Source organism: Bacillus sp. ILBB4 (assembly GCF_035064545.1).
In the GTDB taxonomy this organism is placed as follows: domain Bacteria; phylum Bacillota; class Bacilli; order Bacillales; family Bacillaceae_H; genus Priestia.
On the sequence record NZ_JAIQVD010000007.1, the window covers coordinates 70,715 to 89,417 of the forward strand.

Annotated in this window: 14 protein-coding genes and 2 pseudogenes; 15 read left to right on the forward strand and 1 reads right to left on the reverse strand. The window is 38.3% G+C overall.

What is annotated here, in order from left to right; all coding sequences use genetic code 11:
- The first annotated feature begins 120 nt into the window (after positions 1 to 120).
- The 13 genes from LAV82_RS24290 (at position 121) to essA (ending at position 16,670) form a co-directional block, all read left to right on the forward strand.
- Complete coding sequence (locus LAV82_RS24290) at positions 121 to 780, forward strand: cobalamin B12-binding domain-containing protein (protein WP_013055098.1); 660 nt, start codon at positions 121 to 123, stop codon at positions 778 to 780.
- Positions 767 to 1,519: an STAS domain-containing protein gene (locus LAV82_RS24295; protein ID WP_013055099.1), complete on the forward strand. Its 753-nt coding sequence runs from the start codon at positions 767 to 769 to the stop codon at positions 1,517 to 1,519. The genes LAV82_RS24290 and LAV82_RS24295 overlap by 14 nt, the downstream gene beginning before the upstream one ends.
- Positions 1,520 to 1,599: 80 nt before the next feature.
- Positions 1,600 to 2,907, forward strand: coding sequence for an ATP-binding protein (locus LAV82_RS24300; protein ID WP_234015017.1), 1,308 nt, complete (start codon positions 1,600 to 1,602; stop codon positions 2,905 to 2,907).
- A gap of 370 nt (positions 2,908 to 3,277) precedes the next feature.
- Positions 3,278 to 4,483, forward strand: coding sequence for a DEAD/DEAH box helicase (locus tag LAV82_RS24305; protein ID WP_499717141.1), 1,206 nt, complete (start codon positions 3,278 to 3,280; stop codon positions 4,481 to 4,483).
- Between the two features lie 252 nt (positions 4,484 to 4,735).
- Positions 4,736 to 5,053, forward strand: coding sequence for a hypothetical protein (locus LAV82_RS24310; protein WP_013055102.1), 318 nt, complete (start codon positions 4,736 to 4,738; stop codon positions 5,051 to 5,053).
- Between the two features lie 109 nt (positions 5,054 to 5,162).
- Positions 5,163 to 5,762, forward strand: coding sequence for a WXG100 family type VII secretion target (locus LAV82_RS24315; protein ID WP_013055103.1), 600 nt, complete (start codon positions 5,163 to 5,165; stop codon positions 5,760 to 5,762).
- Between the two features lie 61 nt (positions 5,763 to 5,823).
- Positions 5,824 to 6,216, forward strand: a complete 393-nt coding sequence (locus tag LAV82_RS24320) for an SseB family protein (RefSeq protein WP_499717142.1) — start codon at positions 5,824 to 5,826, stop codon at positions 6,214 to 6,216.
- Positions 6,217 to 6,588: 372 nt separating this feature from the next.
- Positions 6,589 to 6,882 carry a WXG100 family type VII secretion target gene (locus LAV82_RS24325; RefSeq protein WP_013055105.1) on the forward strand — a complete coding sequence of 98 codons (294 nt, stop codon included), beginning with the start codon at positions 6,589 to 6,591 and terminating at the stop codon, positions 6,880 to 6,882.
- Positions 6,883 to 6,975: 93 nt separating this feature from the next.
- Positions 6,976 to 7,215, forward strand: coding sequence for an ESX secretion system protein YukD (gene yukD, locus LAV82_RS24330; RefSeq protein WP_013055106.1), 240 nt, complete (start codon positions 6,976 to 6,978; stop codon positions 7,213 to 7,215).
- 14 nt (positions 7,216 to 7,229) lie between these two features.
- Positions 7,230 to 8,534 carry a type VII secretion protein EssB gene (gene essB, locus LAV82_RS24335; protein ID WP_499717143.1) on the forward strand — a complete coding sequence of 435 codons (1,305 nt, stop codon included), beginning with the start codon at positions 7,230 to 7,232 and terminating at the stop codon, positions 8,532 to 8,534.
- A gap of 12 nt (positions 8,535 to 8,546) precedes the next feature.
- On the forward strand, positions 8,547 to 13,025 hold the full coding sequence (essC, locus tag LAV82_RS24340; RefSeq protein WP_013055108.1) for a type VII secretion protein EssC: 4,479 nt from the start codon (positions 8,547 to 8,549) through the stop codon (positions 13,023 to 13,025).
- Positions 13,022 to 16,195: a type VII secretion protein EsaA gene (gene esaA, locus LAV82_RS24345; RefSeq protein ID WP_328255182.1), complete on the forward strand. Its 3,174-nt coding sequence runs from the start codon at positions 13,022 to 13,024 to the stop codon at positions 16,193 to 16,195. Before essC ends, esaA begins: the two co-directional genes overlap by 4 nt.
- Positions 16,173 to 16,670, forward strand: a complete 498-nt coding sequence (essA, locus tag LAV82_RS24350) for a type VII secretion protein EssA (protein ID WP_013055110.1) — start codon at positions 16,173 to 16,175, stop codon at positions 16,668 to 16,670. Before esaA ends, essA begins: the two co-directional genes overlap by 23 nt.
- A 50-nt stretch (positions 16,671 to 16,720) precedes the next feature.
- On the opposite strand, the gene LAV82_RS24355 is transcribed toward essA, so the two are convergent.
- Complete coding sequence (locus LAV82_RS24355; RefSeq protein ID WP_013055111.1) at positions 16,721 to 17,197, reverse strand: hypothetical protein; 477 nt, start codon at positions 17,195 to 17,197, stop codon at positions 16,721 to 16,723.
- Positions 17,198 to 17,520: 323 nt separating this feature from the next.
- Here LAV82_RS24355 and LAV82_RS24360 point away from each other — a divergent pair.
- Positions 17,521 to 17,883 (forward strand): annotated as a pseudogene (locus tag LAV82_RS24360) (DUF6359 domain-containing protein); the annotation flags it as partial.
- A gap of 75 nt (positions 17,884 to 17,958) precedes the next feature.
- Positions 17,959 to 18,639 (forward strand): annotated as a pseudogene (locus LAV82_RS24365) (endonuclease I family protein); the annotation flags it as partial.
- Positions 18,640 to 18,703 lie beyond the last annotated feature (64 nt).

Below are 18,703 nucleotides of genomic sequence, written 5' to 3' on the forward strand. Positions count from 1 at the left end.
CGTCCGGTGCTATTTTGTCAGTGTGAGAATATTTTACTGTAGAGTGCGGGTGAGTTAAGTGGTATGGTTGATAATAACAAAGGAAAAAACAAGTCGTTTGACTGAAAAAGAGGTGGTTTCTTGATTGAAAGCATAGAACGCTTGACTGAATTACTGTTATCAGGGAATCAAGACGAAGCTTGGAATATTGTGTGGAAAAAAAGACAGCAGGGTTTCGATACATTTTATATTTTTCAGCAATTCATTTCAGTGTCAATGGCTCAAATCGGTATGATGTGGGAAGAAGATGAAATTTCAGTGGCTGATGAACATTTAGCTACTACTACCTGTGACTATGTTTTGTCACGCTATCAATTGTGTATAAGACAAGAAGTTATTAAAAATGAAAAAAAAGGTCTGTTTTTGTGCATAGAAAATGAACAGCATTTTTTAGGTTTAAAAATGATTTCCATTCTCTTTGAAGAGCACGGATGGCAGACGAAACTTTTAGGAGCAGATTCTCCGCTTTTACATGCAACGCACGCTGTTGAACAATGGAAACCTGATTTAGTAGGAATCTCGTTCAGTTTAACTCATCATATAGAAAAAGCAAGCGAATATATAGAAGGATTACAAAAGACAAAACATCAGCCGCTTATTTTAGTTGGAGGCCGAGTAGTTTCAAACTATAAGTTTCCTCTTGTTCAAACAAATCAAGTTCGATTTATTGCACAGTTAGAGGAGTTGAAAGAGTTTTTTCATTATCAGTCAATTAGGGGGATTAAGGTTGTCGACTATTAAATATGCTCCGCTTCCTGTTTTTATTATGGATGAGGAAATGAATATTCTAGCGCAATCTGATGAAGCAGCCGCTTTATTCGGAGAGGTTCAACATTTTTTAGAAATTGTTGACGAAGATAGTCAGAACAAAGCTAGAAAACGATTAGGGCAGAAGAAAAAAATAAAAACAGAATTAGTCATGCATTCGCGCAAAGCTAAAATGTCTCTTTATACCGTGAATTGCAAATGGGAGCAAGATAAGGCACATGTAATATGTGTAGAGGAAGATTCTCAAATTAGAATTCTTTCAGAAAAAATCGAACAACATACAGCGCGTTTATCTGAAACAGACTTAGAACTGCTGCTGCAAAAAGAACGATTAGAAAAAGCAATGAACCGAGTTATAGAACTGTCGGGACCGTTTATTCATTTATCGAACAACATGGTGCTTATACCTCTGTTTGGCGATTTGTTTGAGGAAGTCATCATGAAAAATGAACATCGGCTGCTCAGACAAATAGATGAAGAAACGGTTGATCGAGTTATCATTGACTTTAATGGAATAGGTCAAATTGATGAACGAGGTGTTGCAGCCCTAGAACATTTAATATGGGAATTTCAGCTAATGGGTGTACAGATTTATTTAACAGGTGTGACACCCGATCATAGTCAATGGCTTCACCAGTATCATTTTCAAGCAAATGTAAAATCTATTAGTAACTTAGGTCAGGTCATTCATCAATTTTTTACAACGGCATGAAATGACTACAAAAAGTGAACACTTCATATAAAGACAATAAGACAGGGGATCAATACTGATAAACAGGTGATTAAAATTTGGTGAAACACGCGCGTAAAGTAGCTTTAAGAATTTCAATTATATATATCATTATTGGCGCTGTATGGATCTTGATATCTGATAATATATCTAGAACATTAGCGCAAGGTCGTTTTGAAGTATATATTTTTTTTCAACAATACAAAGGTTGGTTTTTTATTTTAGCTACGGGGATTATTCTGTATGGGTTGGTATATAGGAGAGCTTATAAACTAGTGGAGTCCCAGCAAGAGCTCGTAGTAAAAGAACACGAACTTCAAACGAGCAATCAGCACTATCAATCTTTATTCAAACATAATCCCGATGGCGTTTTTGAAATAAGTAAAACGGGTGAAGTTCTTCTTGCTAATCCAGAAGGTGAAGCAATCGTTGGATACTCCAGTGAAGAATTACAAAAGATGAAACCTTCAGCTCTTATCGCAGCTGAAGAGTTTGATATGTGTAAAGAGTATTTTAAAGAAGTGCTGAATGGAAAAGGTGCTAAGTTCGAAATGAATGTGATCAATAGAAAGAGAGAAAGACGGTTGCTTAGGTGTTCTTTGCTTCCCATCATCGTTCATAAGCAGGTAGTAGGTGTATTTATGATTGCACGCGATATTACTACATACCGTCAAGATGAAGAGCTTATGATAACCTCGGAAAAAATGTCGGTTATTGGACAAATGGCAGGTGCCGTCGCACATGAAATTAGAAACCCGCTTACTTCTTTAAAAGGCTTTGTACAGGTTATGCAAGCCTCTAAGGAAACAAATGACACATATTTAGATATTATGATGTCTGAAATCGACCGCATCAACTTAATCTCCAGTGAAATGCTCATTCTTGGAAAAAAGCAGCATGTATCTTTTGAAAAGACCAATTTATGCGAGATTTTAAAACAAGTTATTACCCTAATGGAAGCGCAGGCCAATTTAAATAATGTTTCTATTTTATTGAAAGAAACAGCGAAAAGGCCTATTTATGTTTCAGCTGATGCAAATCAGTTGAAACAAGTGTTCATCAATGTGATTAAAAATGGTGTAGAAGCTATTATGGAGAAAGGTCATATTACAATAACAGTTGAAGAAAAAGATACACGAGCATTGATTCACTTTGAAGACAATGGAATCGGAATGAGTCAAGAGAGGATTGAACAAGTAGGAACGCCGTTTTATTCTACAAAAGAAGCTGGCACTGGCTTAGGGCTGGCCGTGTGTTACAAGATCATGGAGCGTCATCAAGGTACCATGCATTTTAAAAGCGGTAAAGGAAAAGGGACAACGGTTACTATTGATATGCCAATTATAGAACGAAACAGCCGCCTCTCGTAGTTCAGAGAGGCGGCTGTTTTCTTGAAAAAGAGGCAGTAAGCAGATGAGCCCTTTGCGTCTGGATCCATATAGGACATAAAACCTTCTTCTTATACAAGTTTTCGTTCATAATAAAGAGGATCATATTGTTTTCTATAGAAGCAATAGTGTATCATAGTTGAAGCTATGTTTATTGATGTAGAAAAGTTAAGGCAACAACCGATTTTTCTACTGACGGATTGACAGGGTCCCTTGGGATAAGAAAGGTTTATTTATAAATAGAAATTAAGGTCAGTATTAACGCACATCACATGGCGACTGATACATTCGTTTAATTGAAATAAAAAAAATCGTTTATAATATCGAGAAAAGCATGGAAAAGGAGATAGATATGAGTCAATTTATAGAGACTTTACAGCCTTTTTTACAAGAGGCGTGGAAAAAAGCAGGGTTCAATGAGCCTACTGCTATTCAAACGAAAGCTATTTCAGAGATTTTAGCTAATAAAGATGTAATAGGAGAATCCCCAACGGGAACAGGAAAGACGCTGGCATATTTGTTGCCTGTCTTACATCGCATTCAGCCGGGACCATCTCATATTCAAGCAGTTATTTTAGCATCTTCCCATGAATTAGTTATGCAAATTCACGGTGAAATTCAAACTTGGTCGCAGGGAAGCGGTATTTCAAGTGCTGCGTTTATTGGCGGAGCAAATATGAAACGACAATTAGAAAAACTCAAAAAACGTCCTAATATCATTGTTGGTACCCCAGGACGTTTGAACGAGCTAATTAAAATGAAGAAATTAAAAATGCACGAAGTCAAAACAATTGTGATTGATGAGGCGGATCAATTGTTTGTACCTGAGCATTTTCAAACGGTTCAACAGATTGTAAAAATGGCGTTAAGTGATCGTCAAATCCTAGTCTTCTCAGCTACTGTATCAGAACGTACCAAATTGCTAGCGAAAGATATGATGAACCATCCTCTTGAAATAGAGGTAGGAAGAGACGAACTTCCAGCTTCGAAGGTAGAGCATGTATACATCAAAAGTGAAGCTAGAGATAAAGTGGACGTGCTTAGAAAACTAGTTCGTCAAGAACAAATGAAAGCTTTAGCCTTTTTTAAAGGGATTGATACTCTCATCGAGTTTGAAGAGAAATTAACATTTAAGCGTGTAGAAGCAGGCTCTTTACACAGTGAAACGAAAAAAGAAGATCGTGCTACGACGATTAAAGGGTTTCGAAAAGGAGATTTCCCTGTCTTATTAGCAACGGATGTCGCAGCTAGAGGATTAGATATTAAGGGATTGACGCATGTAATTCACATCGATGTTCCTCAAGATGCAGATCAATACGTACATCGCTCAGGTAGAACAGGCAGATCGGGAGCAGAAGGTACAGTCATTTCTCTTGTGACTGAACGTGAAGAACGAAATTTAAAACAAATCGCACGTGAACTTCAACTTTCATTAGTGAAAAAAGAACTTTATATGGGTGAAATCGTGGATGACGGAACAAAAGAGCAGTCCCGTACAGCTAAAAAACCTTCAAAAAAGCCATTTAACAAGAAAAAGAAACAAAAAGGTCGAATGTAAACTAGGTATTATTCCTTTTTATAACAGCAGTGTCACAACCTAAAAAGCAACGTCTACTGCTTTATTACAGCAGCCTGGCGTTGTTTATTTTCTCTATTTTACCTGTATAAATAAGTAAAAAAAGAGAAATGTAGATATTTTTTCCTAGGTATGAAAATAGTTTGAATGATGGATTTTGTTTTTTGTAACCTTATTTTAACATTACTTTAAGAGACTTCTAATAAAAGAGGAAGAAGGACGTGGGGACATTTTATGGATGCAATTGATGATCTCTTTGACGACATAGAGCGAAGAAGAAAAAGTAAAGAATATAGTCGAGATGCAGATCAATTAGAATCATATTTACATGAAGTTCAACGTATCATGGAATTTCTTGAAGAGGGTATCTATCTGTTTCAAAATTCGCACCAACAATATGCGTCAGATTGGTCAGGGCGTTCTAAGAGCTCATATGAGGATATTTATAATGATATTACGCAATCTACTTTTCATCTGTACGACGTAAGGGATGAATTGTTTCAAACTTTACGCTTAGAAATTTCGCGATTAAGAGAGTTAGCATCGGCGTAATAAATAACATTATCGACTCACTCCTTTAGAAAGTGAGTCTTTCCGTATAGGCTTAAAAAATGTTTGGATGATGACTGAAGGCTTACAAGAGATAGGGGGACGGACATACATGGAGATAAAAGTAAATCCAGAGGTGCTGCAGACATTTGCAGAGCGAATTCAGCAGTCTCATTCACAGACGGCTGATGCACTTCAAAAACTAAGCTGGGAAGCTACAAATCTACATTTCTTGTCTGTTGCAGATATTGATAAAGTGCTGGACTTGCAGGAAGAGTTACAGCATATGATTCGCAAACTTGATTCGCTAACGGAAAACGCACATTTATTAGTAAAAGACACTGCAGAACAAATGAGAAAAGCAGATGGAGAGCTAGAAGGCTCTTCAGGCTGGACGGAGTTTTGGTCGAGCGTGTGGAGCGATGGGAGCACCCATTCACAAGATACGTGGAATGACATAAAGAACTTAAAAGAATGGAATACGTATGACAATATGCATAGAACGATTGAAAAACCTTTAGGTACTCTTAATGTTATGTGGAATTCGCTTTCTATGTCTTGGGAAGAAAAAGTAGTGAATGGTTCTACATGCAGTCGAACGGAATTTTTTACTTATGGCGTTATTCAAATGGGGTTGGGCATTTTAAGTCAGGAAATGAATCCTTCAAACATTATGTTTAGTGACAGCACAGAGGAAGTGAAGAGAGAATGAATGAAGTATATGATGGCGCTGGAAGTGAAATGGTACAGTTCCTTACAGGGTTGTCTCGGCAATGAAATATACATTTAACTTATTAGAAAAATCATTAATTGAAGCAATGAAAGATAATAAGAAAATTGCTCAATTTTATAAAACTTTAATGAATAGCAATTTATGGCTAGTTGTTAGTTCAGAGCATGGAGCATCAGATATATTAATTGCAGAGCACTACGTTCAGACGATGAAAAGCGCAGCGTACCGATATTTACCTGTTTTTTCGTCAAAATATCCGATTGAACAGATGCTGAAAGATGAAAAGACCGTATGCGTATCATTTAAGGATATGCTGCCTGTATTAGATGAAGAAATAGCGATATTACTTAACCCTGACACGCCTCTCTCAAAATTATTCATCCCCGAAGAAATAAGGATGTTAAAAGAAGATCAAAATTATTTTAAGCAGTAGCCAAAAAATAAAAAGCGCATGTGCTTTTTCAAAGCATGTCTGAATCTTAAATAAATAGAAGATATATAAAGAGGCAGGGCCTTAAATAGGCTGCTGCTTTTTTATTACTAGTAAATAGTTCTATAGATAATGAACAAAAATGTAATTTAATAGTCTTATAGTTTTTATTTTCCTTTAAATAGGTACCTATAGATCAGATGGAAAAGGTTTAAATGAGAACAAAATCTTGGTTATTTAGGTTTTATTTGCATTTTTTAGGGGTATTTGTAGATACATATTCTTATTTTTGGAGGCTTTTGCAAGTAACCTTTGACCTTAACACTAGAGTTTCTTACAATAATAGTAAATATATAAACCGAAGGAGAGATATGTATGTCAGGGATTATTCGCGTAACACCAGCAGAGCTTCGCGACATGGCAGGTCGTTATACTAACGAAAGCGGTCAAGTTCAAGAATTAGTAAGCCGTCTTGATACAATGAAAAATCAACTTCAAGACATGTGGGAAGGTGCTTCAAGCGAAGCGTTTGCTGCTCAATACGAAGAATTAAAGCCTTCTTTCGTTGAAATGTCTAACCTACTTACAAAGATTGCTAAGCAATTAGATGACTCTGCAAATGTTCTTGAAGATACAGATAACCAAATCGCTAGCCAAATCCGCGGTTAACTTCATCTAATAATCTAAGTGAAGTAATAAAAGGAGCGCCCTATTCTCAAAAGATGAAGGCGCTTTTTCTATGTTTTGAGGTGATGAAACCCTATGTATATAGAAGTAACAGTAGACTTAAAGCACTATACAGGTGATCGGTTCGATTTGCGACTATCAAACTATCATTCACTCAAAAAAGTAGTCGAGATCGTTTGGCAAGCTAAAAAGATTACTCAATCACCAAAGGACGGTGCGTGGATACGTGTTTCAAATAAAAATCTTATTTTCTCGGGAAATGAGACGATGATTAACTGCGGAATTACCACAGGTGATTGTATCGAAATTCTCTAAAGGAGTCTATTAGAATGTCAGAGAAGAAACCGACTTACTTAGAAGAACAGCTCGAAGCTGTAATGACACGTCATAATAATCAATATACATTTATTTTTCAAAAAGAAAAAATTCGACTTAATCGTTCTGTTGAGATTGAAATGTTAAAGGATGTAAACACGGCTTTTCAAAAAGAAATCATGATGAGCGATGATGAACTTAAAATAACAATTAAGCCTACTTCTGAATTTCAACCTTTTACAGCATTAAGAGGAAAAGAAGAACAGCAAAAATGGCTGTTTGCAGATCAGCTTATCAAACAGGTAAAGCAGCATTCTTTTTCAAGGCTGCATTTGTTGATTTGTCCAGAAAATATCATTTTTGATAAAAGTTTAAGTCCGGCTTTTTTACATTATGGAGTCAAAGAAAGTTTACCTCCTTATGAGTCTAACGAGGAACAAAGCTTTCAAGAGTTAAAGGCTACGATAGCAGCGGCCGTTGACTCATCGCATACATTTGAACAGTATTTTAAGTTATATGAGACCTTGCAATTAAAAGAAGACGCTAAAAAAATAATGCATATCAGCAATGAGGAAGAGTTGAGTCAATTTGTTCAGCATAAGCTAACCCAAATTGAAAAGCATCAAAAGACACTCGTTCAACTTCCTCAAAAACGCTGGACTATTTTTAAGTTTTCATCTGTGGGTATACTTGTCTTATTAATTCCAGCTCTTATTTATACTTTTTACTCTTACTTTTTTGCTCAGCCGAAACAAGAAGCATTTGTAGAAAGCAACGAATACTTTCTTGAAAAAAACTACAGCAAAGTAGTCGACACACTTGAAGATTATGACATTGAAAGTATGCCTAAAATTGTGCAATACGAAATAGCAACTTCCTATCTTGTTAATGAAAAGTTAGGGGAGGAGCAAAAAGCAAATGCTTTAAAGACTATTACGCTTCAGTCAGATCCTCAGTATTTTGCGTATTGGTTTTACATTGGCCGAGGAGACAACAAAAAAGCGCTAGAAGTCAGCAGGTTGTTAGAAGAACGTTCATTAATTATCTATGCACTAATGAAATACGAAGGTCAGCTAAAGACAGACAACGATTTAGCGGCTGATAAAAAGCAAGAGGAGCTTGATAAAGTAGCGAACGAACTTGAAGAATTTAAGAAAGAAAATGATCAGCAAGAAGCGGAAGCAGCCAAGCAGCAAGAAGAGAAACAAGCTGAGGAGGCAAAGGCGGCCAAGCAGCAGGAAGAAGATCAGAAAGCTGCAGAAGCCGAGAAAAAGAAACAAGAAGAGCAGAAAAAACAGCAGGAAGACCAATCGAAGTAGGGAGGTAGTTGTATGAATATGCTTTGGGTAGTTAGTGGGCAAACGTATCAGCAGCTGCCTGTAGATTTTAAAACCTTTCGCCAAGCAACGGTTGGAAACACTCAGCATCAAACTTTTACGTTTTCCTATCCGTTTGAGAAAGGGCAAATGACGCTGTCATCTGAAAAGAACGGCCGGCTCTTAATTTCCTACGGAGAAGAAAGGATAGCAGAGCTATCTGTTTCTGAGTCGTTTGTATGGCGAGAACAAGGACATGCTTTAACCTTTGTCCTTACAGAGACGGCTGTTAAAGAAGCTGTCTATTATATTGATTACGGATCAGAAGTTTCGTTTTCCACAAGTGATGAAGCAGCTGATGTGTATCAGCAGAAACAAAAGTGTGTAGTAGAGCCAAAAGAAGGATTTTACTTATCAAAGATAAACGGGAAGTGGAAGGTCTTTTATAACCAAGAACCGCTTTATCTTAACGGACACCGACTAGAAGAGAATACGAACCTTCAGCCCGGAGATCTTATTTTATGGTCTTCTATGACGATTCAATTGATCGAAAAAGATTTGCTGAAGATTCAAAGCTACTACGATTATGCATCTAAGCTTCCAGCTACGGCACAGCCTATTTCTGAAATGAAAAAGAAGTACCCGGTTTATAGACGGACACCGCGCATGATATATGATTTGCCTAATGATAAGGTAAGCTTGTCCTTTCCGTCTCAGGACAATGATGAAAATAACCGAAGCTTATGGCTTACTATTTTACCGCCATTAGTCATGCTTTTAGTCATGGGTACGGTCTCGATTATTCAGCCTAGGGGAATTTTTATTATTATATCTGTCATGATGTTTACGACTACGCTGATTGTATCTACCGTTCAATACTTCAAAGATAAAAAACAGCGCAAGAAGCGGCAGGAGCGTCGTCGTCGAATTTATACAAAGTATTTAGAAAACAAGCGCGAGGAATTACAAGAACTAGTATCAGTTCAACGAGATGTATTATCTTATCATTTTCCGACGTTTGAACGAATGAAGTATTTAACAGAACAGATTTCTGATCGAATTTGGGAACGAACTGTAGAAAGCAGTGATTTTTTACAGGTGCGCCTTGGAACAGGAACAGTTCCGGGAAGCTACCAAATTTCTTTGAATAGCGGAGATATGGCTAATCGAGAAATTGATGATTTGCTTGAGCAGTCTCAGCACATGGAAAAGGTCTATCGAGAAGTGAAAAATGCCCCTGTTACCGCTCATTTAGGTTTAGGCTCTATCGGTCTGGTAGGAAAGATGAAAACGGTGAAGAATGAACTGCATCAGCTTGTAGGACAGCTGGCATTTTCCCACAGTTATCATGACCTAAGATTCGTATTCATTTTTGATGAAGAAGAATATAAAGAGTGGGAATGGATGAAATGGCTTCCTCATTTTCAGCTTCCGCATTCTTTTGCGAAAGGTTTCATCTATAATGAACAAACGAGAGATCAGCTTTTATCTTCTATTTATGAAATGCTGAGAGAACGCGATTTAGATGAAGCAAAAGGAGAAGGGGTTTTCTTGCCTCACTTTGTTTTTATTATTACGAATCAGCAGTTAATTGCAGATCACGTTATCTTAGAGTATTTAGAAGGATATCACCCTCACCTTGGGTTCTCTGCGATATTTGCGGCAGAGACAAAGGAAAGCTTAACGGAGCATGTTCATACACTCGTCCGTTATATTAACGAATCCGAGGGGGATATATTAATTCAAAAGCAAAAAGCTGTGAATATTCCATTTCAGCTTGATAAGCACACGCTTGATTATAATGAAAGATTTGCAAGGATGCTGCGAACATTGGATCACCAAGTCGGCATGACCAACTCAATTCCAAATAGCGTTTCATTCTTAGAATTATTTAAAGCAAGAGAAATTGGTGAGTTGGATATCGTGCAAAGGTGGCAAAGCAATGAATCAGCTAAGTCGCTAGCAGTTCCCATTGGTTTAAAAGGAAAAGAAGATATTGTTGAACTAAATCTTCATGAAAAAGCTCACGGCCCTCATGGATTACTTGCAGGTACGACGGGGTCAGGAAAAAGTGAATTCTTACAAACGTACATTCTTTCTCTAGCGGTGAATTTCCACCCCCATGAAGTTGCATTTTTATTGATTGACTATAAGGGCGGAGGAATGGCTCAGCCGTTTAAAAACATGCCTCATCTGCTTGGAACCATTACAAACATTGAAGGAAGTAAGAATTTTAGTACAAGAGCCCTAGCTTCTATTAAAAGTGAATTAAAACGACGCCAGCGCTTGTTTGATAGATATGAAGTCAATCACATTAATGATTATACAGATTTATATAAGCAAGGTATGGCAGAAGAACCTCTGCCTCATTTATTCTTAATCTCGGATGAATTTGCCGAGTTAAAAAGTGAAGAACCAGAGTTCATTCGGGAATTAGTCAGCGCGGCGCGCATTGGACGTAGTCTGGGCGTTCATTTAATTTTAGCGACGCAAAAGCCAGGCGGTGTTATTGACGATCAAATTTGGAGTAACGCGCGCTTTAAAGTAGCTTTAAAAGTCCAAGATGCCGCTGACAGTAAAGAAATTTTAAAAAATGCGGACGCTGCTTCTATTACGGTGACGGGTCGAGGCTATCTGCAGGTTGGAAATAATGAAGTGTATGAACTGTTTCAGTCAGCTTGGAGCGGCGCGCCGTACATGGAAGATACGTATGGGGCTGAAGATGAAGTCGCCATTGTCACAGATCTCGGGTTGATTCCTTTATCTGATGTATCTACTCAGCAGACGTCATCTAAACAAGCGGAAGCAGAAATTGATGTTGTGGTGCAAAAAATTGAAAAAACGCAGCAGGAACTAGCTATCAAAAAATTAAATAGTCCATGGCTGCCGCCTCTTAAAGAAAGATTGCTTCGCAGTGAGTACAAAGAGAAGCGAGACGGCGTATTCCCAATTGGCCTGATTGATGAACCGGAAAAGCAAAGCCAAACGGTATATAACTATCAGCTGATGGACGATGGAAACATTGGTATATTTGGTTCGTCAGGATACGGTAAATCGTTTACAGTCATGATGTTGCTTCTTAGTCTAGCTGAAAGACAGAGCCCGGAGCAGCTTCATTATTACATTTTTGACTTTGGAAACGGCACGCTACTGCCGCTTCGTCAGCTGCCTCATACGGCGGATTATTTCTTAATGGATCAAATGCGTAAAATTGAAAAATTCATGACGATTATCAAACAAGAAATCGCAAGGCGAAAGCAGTTATTTCAACAGCGGGAAGTTAGCAATATCAAAATGTATAATGCTCTAAGTTCAGAAGAGCTTCCTCTAATTTTTATCACGATTGATAATTTTGATCTTGTCAAAGAAGAAATGCAAGATCTAGAAATGCAGTTCACACAGCTCGTGCGTGACGGTCAGTCTTTAGGAATTTATATGATCTTTACCGCGACGCGCGTGAATTCTATTCGTCAGTCGCTTATGAATAACTTGAAAACAAAAGTTGTTCATTATTTAATGGATCATTCAGAAGCGTATTCTATTCTAGGACGTACGCCGTATGCGCTAGAGTCTATTCCAGGCCGGGCTATTATCAAAACGGATCAACCTTATTTTGCGCAGCTGTTTTTACCTGCGGAAGGAAAAGATGATTTTGAAATCTTTGATGCAGTTAAGCTGCACATTCAACGATTAAAGAATCAATATGCTGATGCTACTGTTCCGGAGCCTGTACCAATGCTGTCATCGAAACTTGTACTTGCCGAGTTTATGACGGACAGAAGGGTTATTCGGGAAAAAGGAGTCATTCCTCTTGGATTAGATGAAGAGTTTGTTCGACCGGTGCATATGAACTTTACGAAAAATAAGCATTGCATCGTCATGGGGCAGACGCAAAAAGGAAAGACAAATGTAGTGAAGGTCATACTGCAAACAGCGCTTGAACAAGGCGTGAAGCAAATCGGACTATTTGATTCGGTTGACCGCGGTTTATCAAGCTATGCAGCTGAAGAGCAAGTTGTTTACATGGAAACAAAAGAACAGATTATCGACTGGCTTGATTTAACTGAAGAACGATTGCAGCGACGTGAAAATAAGTATTTGGAAGCAGTGCAGGAAGGAACGGTACACAGTCTTTCATTTGCCCCGATCATGCTTGTAGTAGACGGATTTGTACGATTCCAGCAAAACTTAGACAGCGTCCTGCAGGATCGTATTACAAAATTGATGAAAAATTATAGTCACCTGGGCTTTAACTTGATTGTTGCAGGGAACAACAATGAGTTTTCAAAAGGATTTGACGCGTTAACAACAGAAGTGAAGCAAATTAGCCAAGCCGTGTTGCTGATGAAGAAAACAGAGCAAAGCTTATTTACACTTCCTTATGACCGAAAAGAAGCCGATGTTAACCCTGGCTTCGGTTATTATATTAAAAGTGGAAAAGAAACAAGAATTCAAATCCCGCTATGTGTAAGTGAAAGGAAGATCTTAACATGACCGAACAGCGTAAGTATACACTTAAAGTCATATTAGCTGTTGTTTTAATTTTGGCTCTTCCTTCTTTCTTTTTCCAGTATATTGGAGACAACCCGCTGCAAGTCACAGAAAACTCAACAAGAACGATTGCGGTTGTTAACGAAGATAATGGAGTAAAAGAAAATAGTGAAAAAGCGATAGAATTTGGAGAAAAAGTGACTCCTCTTTTACAGGAGGGGTCGGATTATCAATGGACCGTGCTTGGACGAAGCGCAGCTACAAGCGGTTTACAGAATGGGAAATATGATGCGGTTATCTATATTCCCTCGACCTTCTCACAAAATATTTTATCGTATCAGGAAAAAAATCCAGAAAAAGCTACTTTGGAATACAAAGTTCAAAGTCAGCTTAACGCAGTTAATAAGGAAAAAGTAGTAGGGGAATTAGAAGATGCTACTACAAAGGTTAATAATGAAATGTCCTCTTTGTACTGGAGTTATGTATCACAGGAAGTAGATAAGGTACGCGGACAGTTCGATAAAATTCTAAATAAAGAAATCGCCTTTCAAAAAACAATGGTCGCTTTTTATAAACCGAATTCAAAAGATTTAGCAGGTGAATTAAATGATCAAAAGAAAATTCTTCAGCAAATCCAAGATAATGTAAATAAAGCAGAAAAAGGTTCAAGTGACAGACAAGGCGACGTAGAACAGGTTGAAAAGAATTTAAACAGCTTCATTGAATATGTAAATCAATATCAAACATATCAAGAAACACAGAAACAAATGCTTGAAAAAACGCAGGCTCAAAGCGTCGCTGCGATTCAAGAAGAGTTGTCTTCCCTTGAATCTAATCAGCCAAGCTCTAAGCAAAATTTTAATGAGCAGGCCAATCAAGTGTTTAGTGGCTTATCTTCCATTCAACAGCAGTTGGATCAAAATCAAAAAGCCGTCGGAGAACTTGGAGAACAACAAGCGGATAACGTCAGTGAACAAGAAAAAGCTCTGCAAGATTTGAACGGCCAAATAGTCAGTTCATATAAACAGCAGTCAGAGCAAACAACCCTAAATCAAATTGAAAGTAAGCTAAAGCCGCTTCGTGCGCAGCTAGAGACAGCTTCATCAAATGAGGGTGGCGGAGGCTCAACGGATCCAGGAGAAGATGGCGAAGCTCAGCCAGATCCAAATCAAGGCGGAGAGACGCCAACGGACCCTGGGGAAGATAACGGAACTCAGCCAGATCCGAATCAAGGTGGAGAGACGCCGACGGATCCTGGAGAAGATGATGGAACTCAGCCAGATTCCGGTCAAGGCGAAGGAACGTCAGAACCAATTAAAGTGGATTTATCTCAGCAAACAGCAAAGCTTGATGATATATCAAAAGGACTTGAAGACTTAGAACAGCAGCTCCAAGGAATGGTGAACGAAACACCTGAAGCGCCTGAAGCACCTGAGACATCTGAGGGAACGGAAACGCCTGAAACATCGGACACAGCGGATGCATCAGGTACATCCAATGCTGTGAAAAGTGCGCTTGAAAAAGTGGCTAATCTGAAAACACAGGTACAAGCAGTCAAAGATGAGCTGCAAAATGTAACCGTTCAGCCGGAAGCTTCAGGAGAAAATACGGATGCGCTGAAGCAGAAAATTGCCAGTTTGGAAGCAGACGTTAAGTCTTTGACAGCACAGAAAAACAAAGCAGAGAAAGACTTAGAAGAAGCAACCAAGTCGTCGAGCGGTCAAATTGCTAAGCTTCAAGAAGAAAATGAACGATTAAAAAAAGAGAATGAAAAGTTGAAAGAAGACGGCAAAAAGCCTTCTAAAGGTAGTGTGGATGTAGACAATCTCATTACGATGATTAAAAACAAAGAAGATAAAATTTTATCTTCTCCAAACCTTTCAGCTTCTCGCAAGGAAAAGTTGAGCAATACATTCTCAGGTAAGATTCAAAGCAGCAGTGCAGAAGATCTGCTAAAGTATTACGGTGATTTATCGCAGTATGATTTGACTTTAGCTCAAATAGGAAATACAGACATACAGAACAGCGTCCTTAACAATGACTCTATTAAAGGAAGTTTGCAGCAGGCGTTAGCTGGCACCGTCTCTTCTCAAGATGCACGTAAGCAAATCCAACAAAACCTGTCTCTAACAAAAGAAGAGTTAGCACAGTTCCAAAGTTCAGTGCAAGATTTTGCTGATCAATATGGCCAAACAGTTGATGCTGAACAAGCATCTATTATGGAAGAGCTATCAGCTATTCAAGAAAAAGCAAATGCAATGAATCAAGAGCTTCAATCTAGCGCAGGTGAAGATCAAGCATTAGAAAAGAAAGAAGCTCCGGACGTAACGGGCTTAATGACGCTGCAGCAAAGCATGGGTCAAGAGTTGAAGGGAATGAACGAACTCATTTCATCTTTAGGTGAAAGACAAGCTAATGTTGTCACATACACAGATGAATTGCAGAAGCGTGTAAATGAAGTCCAGGATAAAGCTGACACGCTTAACAGCAAGTGGGCCCAAAACGTGGATTCAACGAAGTTGGTTCGCGGCCAGGTATACCGTTTGTTAAATAATACATTAGTAGATGGACAGAATAATGATTACGTTTATCATTATTTAGCGAATCCTCTTCAAGTAAGCGGTGAAGTGCCGGCTGAAAAAGTAAAAGAGGTTCCACCAGTTGTCATTTTGGTTATTATTTTAATCAGCAGCTTACTAATTGGCTATTTCAGTCAATACTACCGACATGCACCTATGCTTGTGAAAGGTACGCTGTTTGGGTTATTGAATTTGATTGTAGGGTTAATGGTAAGTATCTTTAGCCTTAATATTTATTCGTTATCGGGAGACCGGGCAATGGAATGGTCAATCTTTACAATCGTCTTATTGCTTGCTTCATCTACACTCGTACGTATTGCTTTCTTATTAGGAAGCTTCGCTGGATGGGTGACGACAGTAGGGTTGATTTTATTTTATATTACCCCGCTTCTTAACTTATCTATGCCAAACTTTAATTACGAAGATCCAGTATCTAAAGTATATATGTCAATTCAATATGATACGCAGTCTCTGTTTGGACAGGCGCTTATTGTATTACTGGGAATGACTGCCGTTTTAAGTGTTCTGCCATCTATTATTCGTGCTTTAAAGACGACTAAAGAGGTTGAAAATGATGAAACCTATAGTGCTTAATAAGAAGATTGGAAGTATTGTTCTTATTTTTTCACTTCTTTGTTTCCCTATAGCAGCAGCGGCTGAAGCTGATGACGGAAACGTTGAAGAGATTAAACCAAATGTATATAAGGATGATCCGATTAATTTGGACCCCGAATCTTTGCTAGAAAATAAAAAAGAAGTAGGAAATATTCCGGAGGAAATAAAGGATCTTACATTTGAAAAAGAGGAAGATGCAGAGAAAGAGAGCTTAAAAGAAAGTCTTTTTGCGAACGCATCAGCTGAAGATAATACGATTTCTGCGAAAGCAAAAGAATATAACTTGTTTTCTTCTAAAAACACTTCCTACAAGAAAGAGCGAACAGAACAAACTGTTTCTGAAAAGTCATCAGACCTACAATGGTTTTATTTATTATTGATTGGTGTGGGGGTTGTTATATTATTTGCGGTTTTAATACCGCGCATTAGCCCTCAGCCTTCTGTAAAAAAATGAAAAAACCTCGCTGTTAATCAACAGCGAGGTTTTTTCATATAGACGCAGGCTTATAGGCGGCGGAAGCCTTCTTCAAACAAATAATCTTCTGCTTCTTCGTAAGATAGAAATGCTGCCTCTAAATTCAAGCCAGAATAAACATTCCACAGGTCATCCTCATGAACAAGTAAAAGCGTTGCATTGTCTGGGCCGTTCCAGCGCTGTTCATTTCCATTCCCTACAATAGCTTCTTCTCTAGCTGTATCAGGAAGGGTAGACAAAGATTCAATAGAAGCTTCAATAATAGAGCGAAGCTCTTCTTCTGTATAATCACGGATATTTACAAGACCTTTGTCATTTGTTTCATATCCTTTTAAAAACCCTGCATATACAAATCCATTTCCGTTAGGGTGCAGATGATGCACAACAACCGTTTTATCGTACACGCTTTCTTCATAATGAAAATTCACGCGTCCTAAAGATACATCTTTTCGATGCAGCTCTGGAAACGATGAAATAATAGCTAATTTTTCGTCAAAACTAAGCATAGACAATCCTCATTTCTATTTAAATCATTTCATTTTCTGAAATAGTATAAGCTCTTTTACGATTCGGTTGATTATACCATATATAAAGAAAGACACATAATGCTTTTTCCAATGTGGACTTTTAAAAATATAACCCTTCGCATAAAGTGGCCGTCACTGTAAAGAAGAATACATCTTTTTCACTATAAAACTTAACAAAAAAGAGGCAGGGAATTCACAGTGAAAAAATAATATAAAGAGATGGAAGAAAACTAGTTTTCAAACCTATCATAAGGAGGAATAAAAAAGTGAAATTATACGCTCTGTGTAAAAAAACATGGGCAATGTCCCTGCTTATTTTTGTTCTTTTAGTAAGCTTAACTCCTGTTAGTCAAGCAGCCGCGTTTTTATCTGTTGCACAAGCTCTTGAGAATCAAAACAACAGTGTACAAACGGTTAAAGGATATGTAGTAGGTCAACCCACAGGCACATCTACAGTTATTACGAGCAATTACCCAAACGATTATGCACTTGCTCTTGCTGACAGTTCAAATGAAACCAATACAGACAAGCTGGTGTACGTTCAAATTCCTTCAAATTTGCGAAGTACATTTGGACTTCAAAGTCACTCGGAGTTAAAAGGGAAAAGTCTTACTGTTACGGGCACACTCACTCCTTATTTTTCGCACTCTGGAATAAAATCAGTTACTTCTATCAGTACAGAAACAGGAGGAACTTATCCCGCTCCAGATCCCACAGGGCCAACCGTTCCAGTAGAAGACTATTATCGTACTGCAGCTGAAAAAACAGGAAACAGCTTAAAGACAGAGCTTCATAACATTATTGATCATCACACAGAACTGTCGTATTCAGCCGTATGGGAAGCTTTAAAGAAAACGGATGAAGATCCAGCTAACGCAAATAACGTTATTTTGCTCTACACAGGGCGTTCACAGGCTAAGGGTACAAATGGAGGCGGAGTGGACGATTGGAACCGTGAGCACGTCTGGGCAAAGTCTCACGGGGATTTCGGAACAGCTATGGGACCTGGAACAGATCTTCATCACTTACGTCCAACCGATGTGTCTGTAAACAGTACGAGAGGAAACTTAGATTTTGATAACGGAGGGACGGAACATAGCGAAGCACTCGGAAATTATTTTGACAGTGATTCATGGGAACCTCGAGATGAAGTAAAAGGCGACGTGGCTCGTATGTTGTTTTATATGGCCGTACGCTATGAAGGCGATGTAAGTGATGAGCCTGACTTAGAACTTAATAACACAGTGAATAATGGCACTGCTCCTTATCACGGGAAATTATCTGTGCTTCTTCAATGGAATGCCCAAGACCCAGTAGATGATCGAGAACGACGTAGAAATGACATTATTTATTCAGACTATCAGCATAACCGCAATCCGTTTATTGACCATCCTGAATGGGTGAATGAGATTTGGAACTAATGAAGAAGGCGTCCTGGCGGGGCGTCTTTTTTTATAAAAGAAAAAGGAAAAAACTAAAATCTGC

Bases quoted from the DNA above. Each gene is read 5' to 3' on its own strand.
- LAV82_RS24305 (WP_499717141.1), top strand. From the start codon at position 3,278: ATGAGTCAATTTATAGAGACTTTACAGCCTTTTTTACAAGAGGCGTGG.
- LAV82_RS24310 (WP_013055102.1), top strand. From the start codon at position 4,736: ATGGATGCAATTGATGATCTCTTTGACGACATAGAGCGAAGAAGAAAA.
- LAV82_RS24315 (WP_013055103.1), top strand. From the start codon at position 5,163: ATGGAGATAAAAGTAAATCCAGAGGTGCTGCAGACATTTGCAGAGCGA.
- LAV82_RS24320 (WP_499717142.1), top strand. From the start codon at position 5,824: ATGAAATATACATTTAACTTATTAGAAAAATCATTAATTGAAGCAATG.
- LAV82_RS24325 (WP_013055105.1), top strand. From the start codon at position 6,589: ATGTCAGGGATTATTCGCGTAACACCAGCAGAGCTTCGCGACATGGCA.
- yukD (WP_013055106.1), top strand. From the start codon at position 6,976: ATGTATATAGAAGTAACAGTAGACTTAAAGCACTATACAGGTGATCGG.
- essB (WP_499717143.1), top strand. From the start codon at position 7,230: ATGTCAGAGAAGAAACCGACTTACTTAGAAGAACAGCTCGAAGCTGTA.
- essC (WP_013055108.1), top strand. From the start codon at position 8,547: ATGAATATGCTTTGGGTAGTTAGTGGGCAAACGTATCAGCAGCTGCCT.
- esaA (WP_328255182.1), top strand. From the start codon at position 13,022: ATGACCGAACAGCGTAAGTATACACTTAAAGTCATATTAGCTGTTGTT.
- essA (WP_013055110.1), top strand. From the start codon at position 16,173: ATGATGAAACCTATAGTGCTTAATAAGAAGATTGGAAGTATTGTTCTT.
- LAV82_RS24355 (WP_013055111.1), bottom strand. From the start codon at position 17,197: ATGCTTAGTTTTGACGAAAAATTAGCTATTATTTCATCGTTTCCAGAG.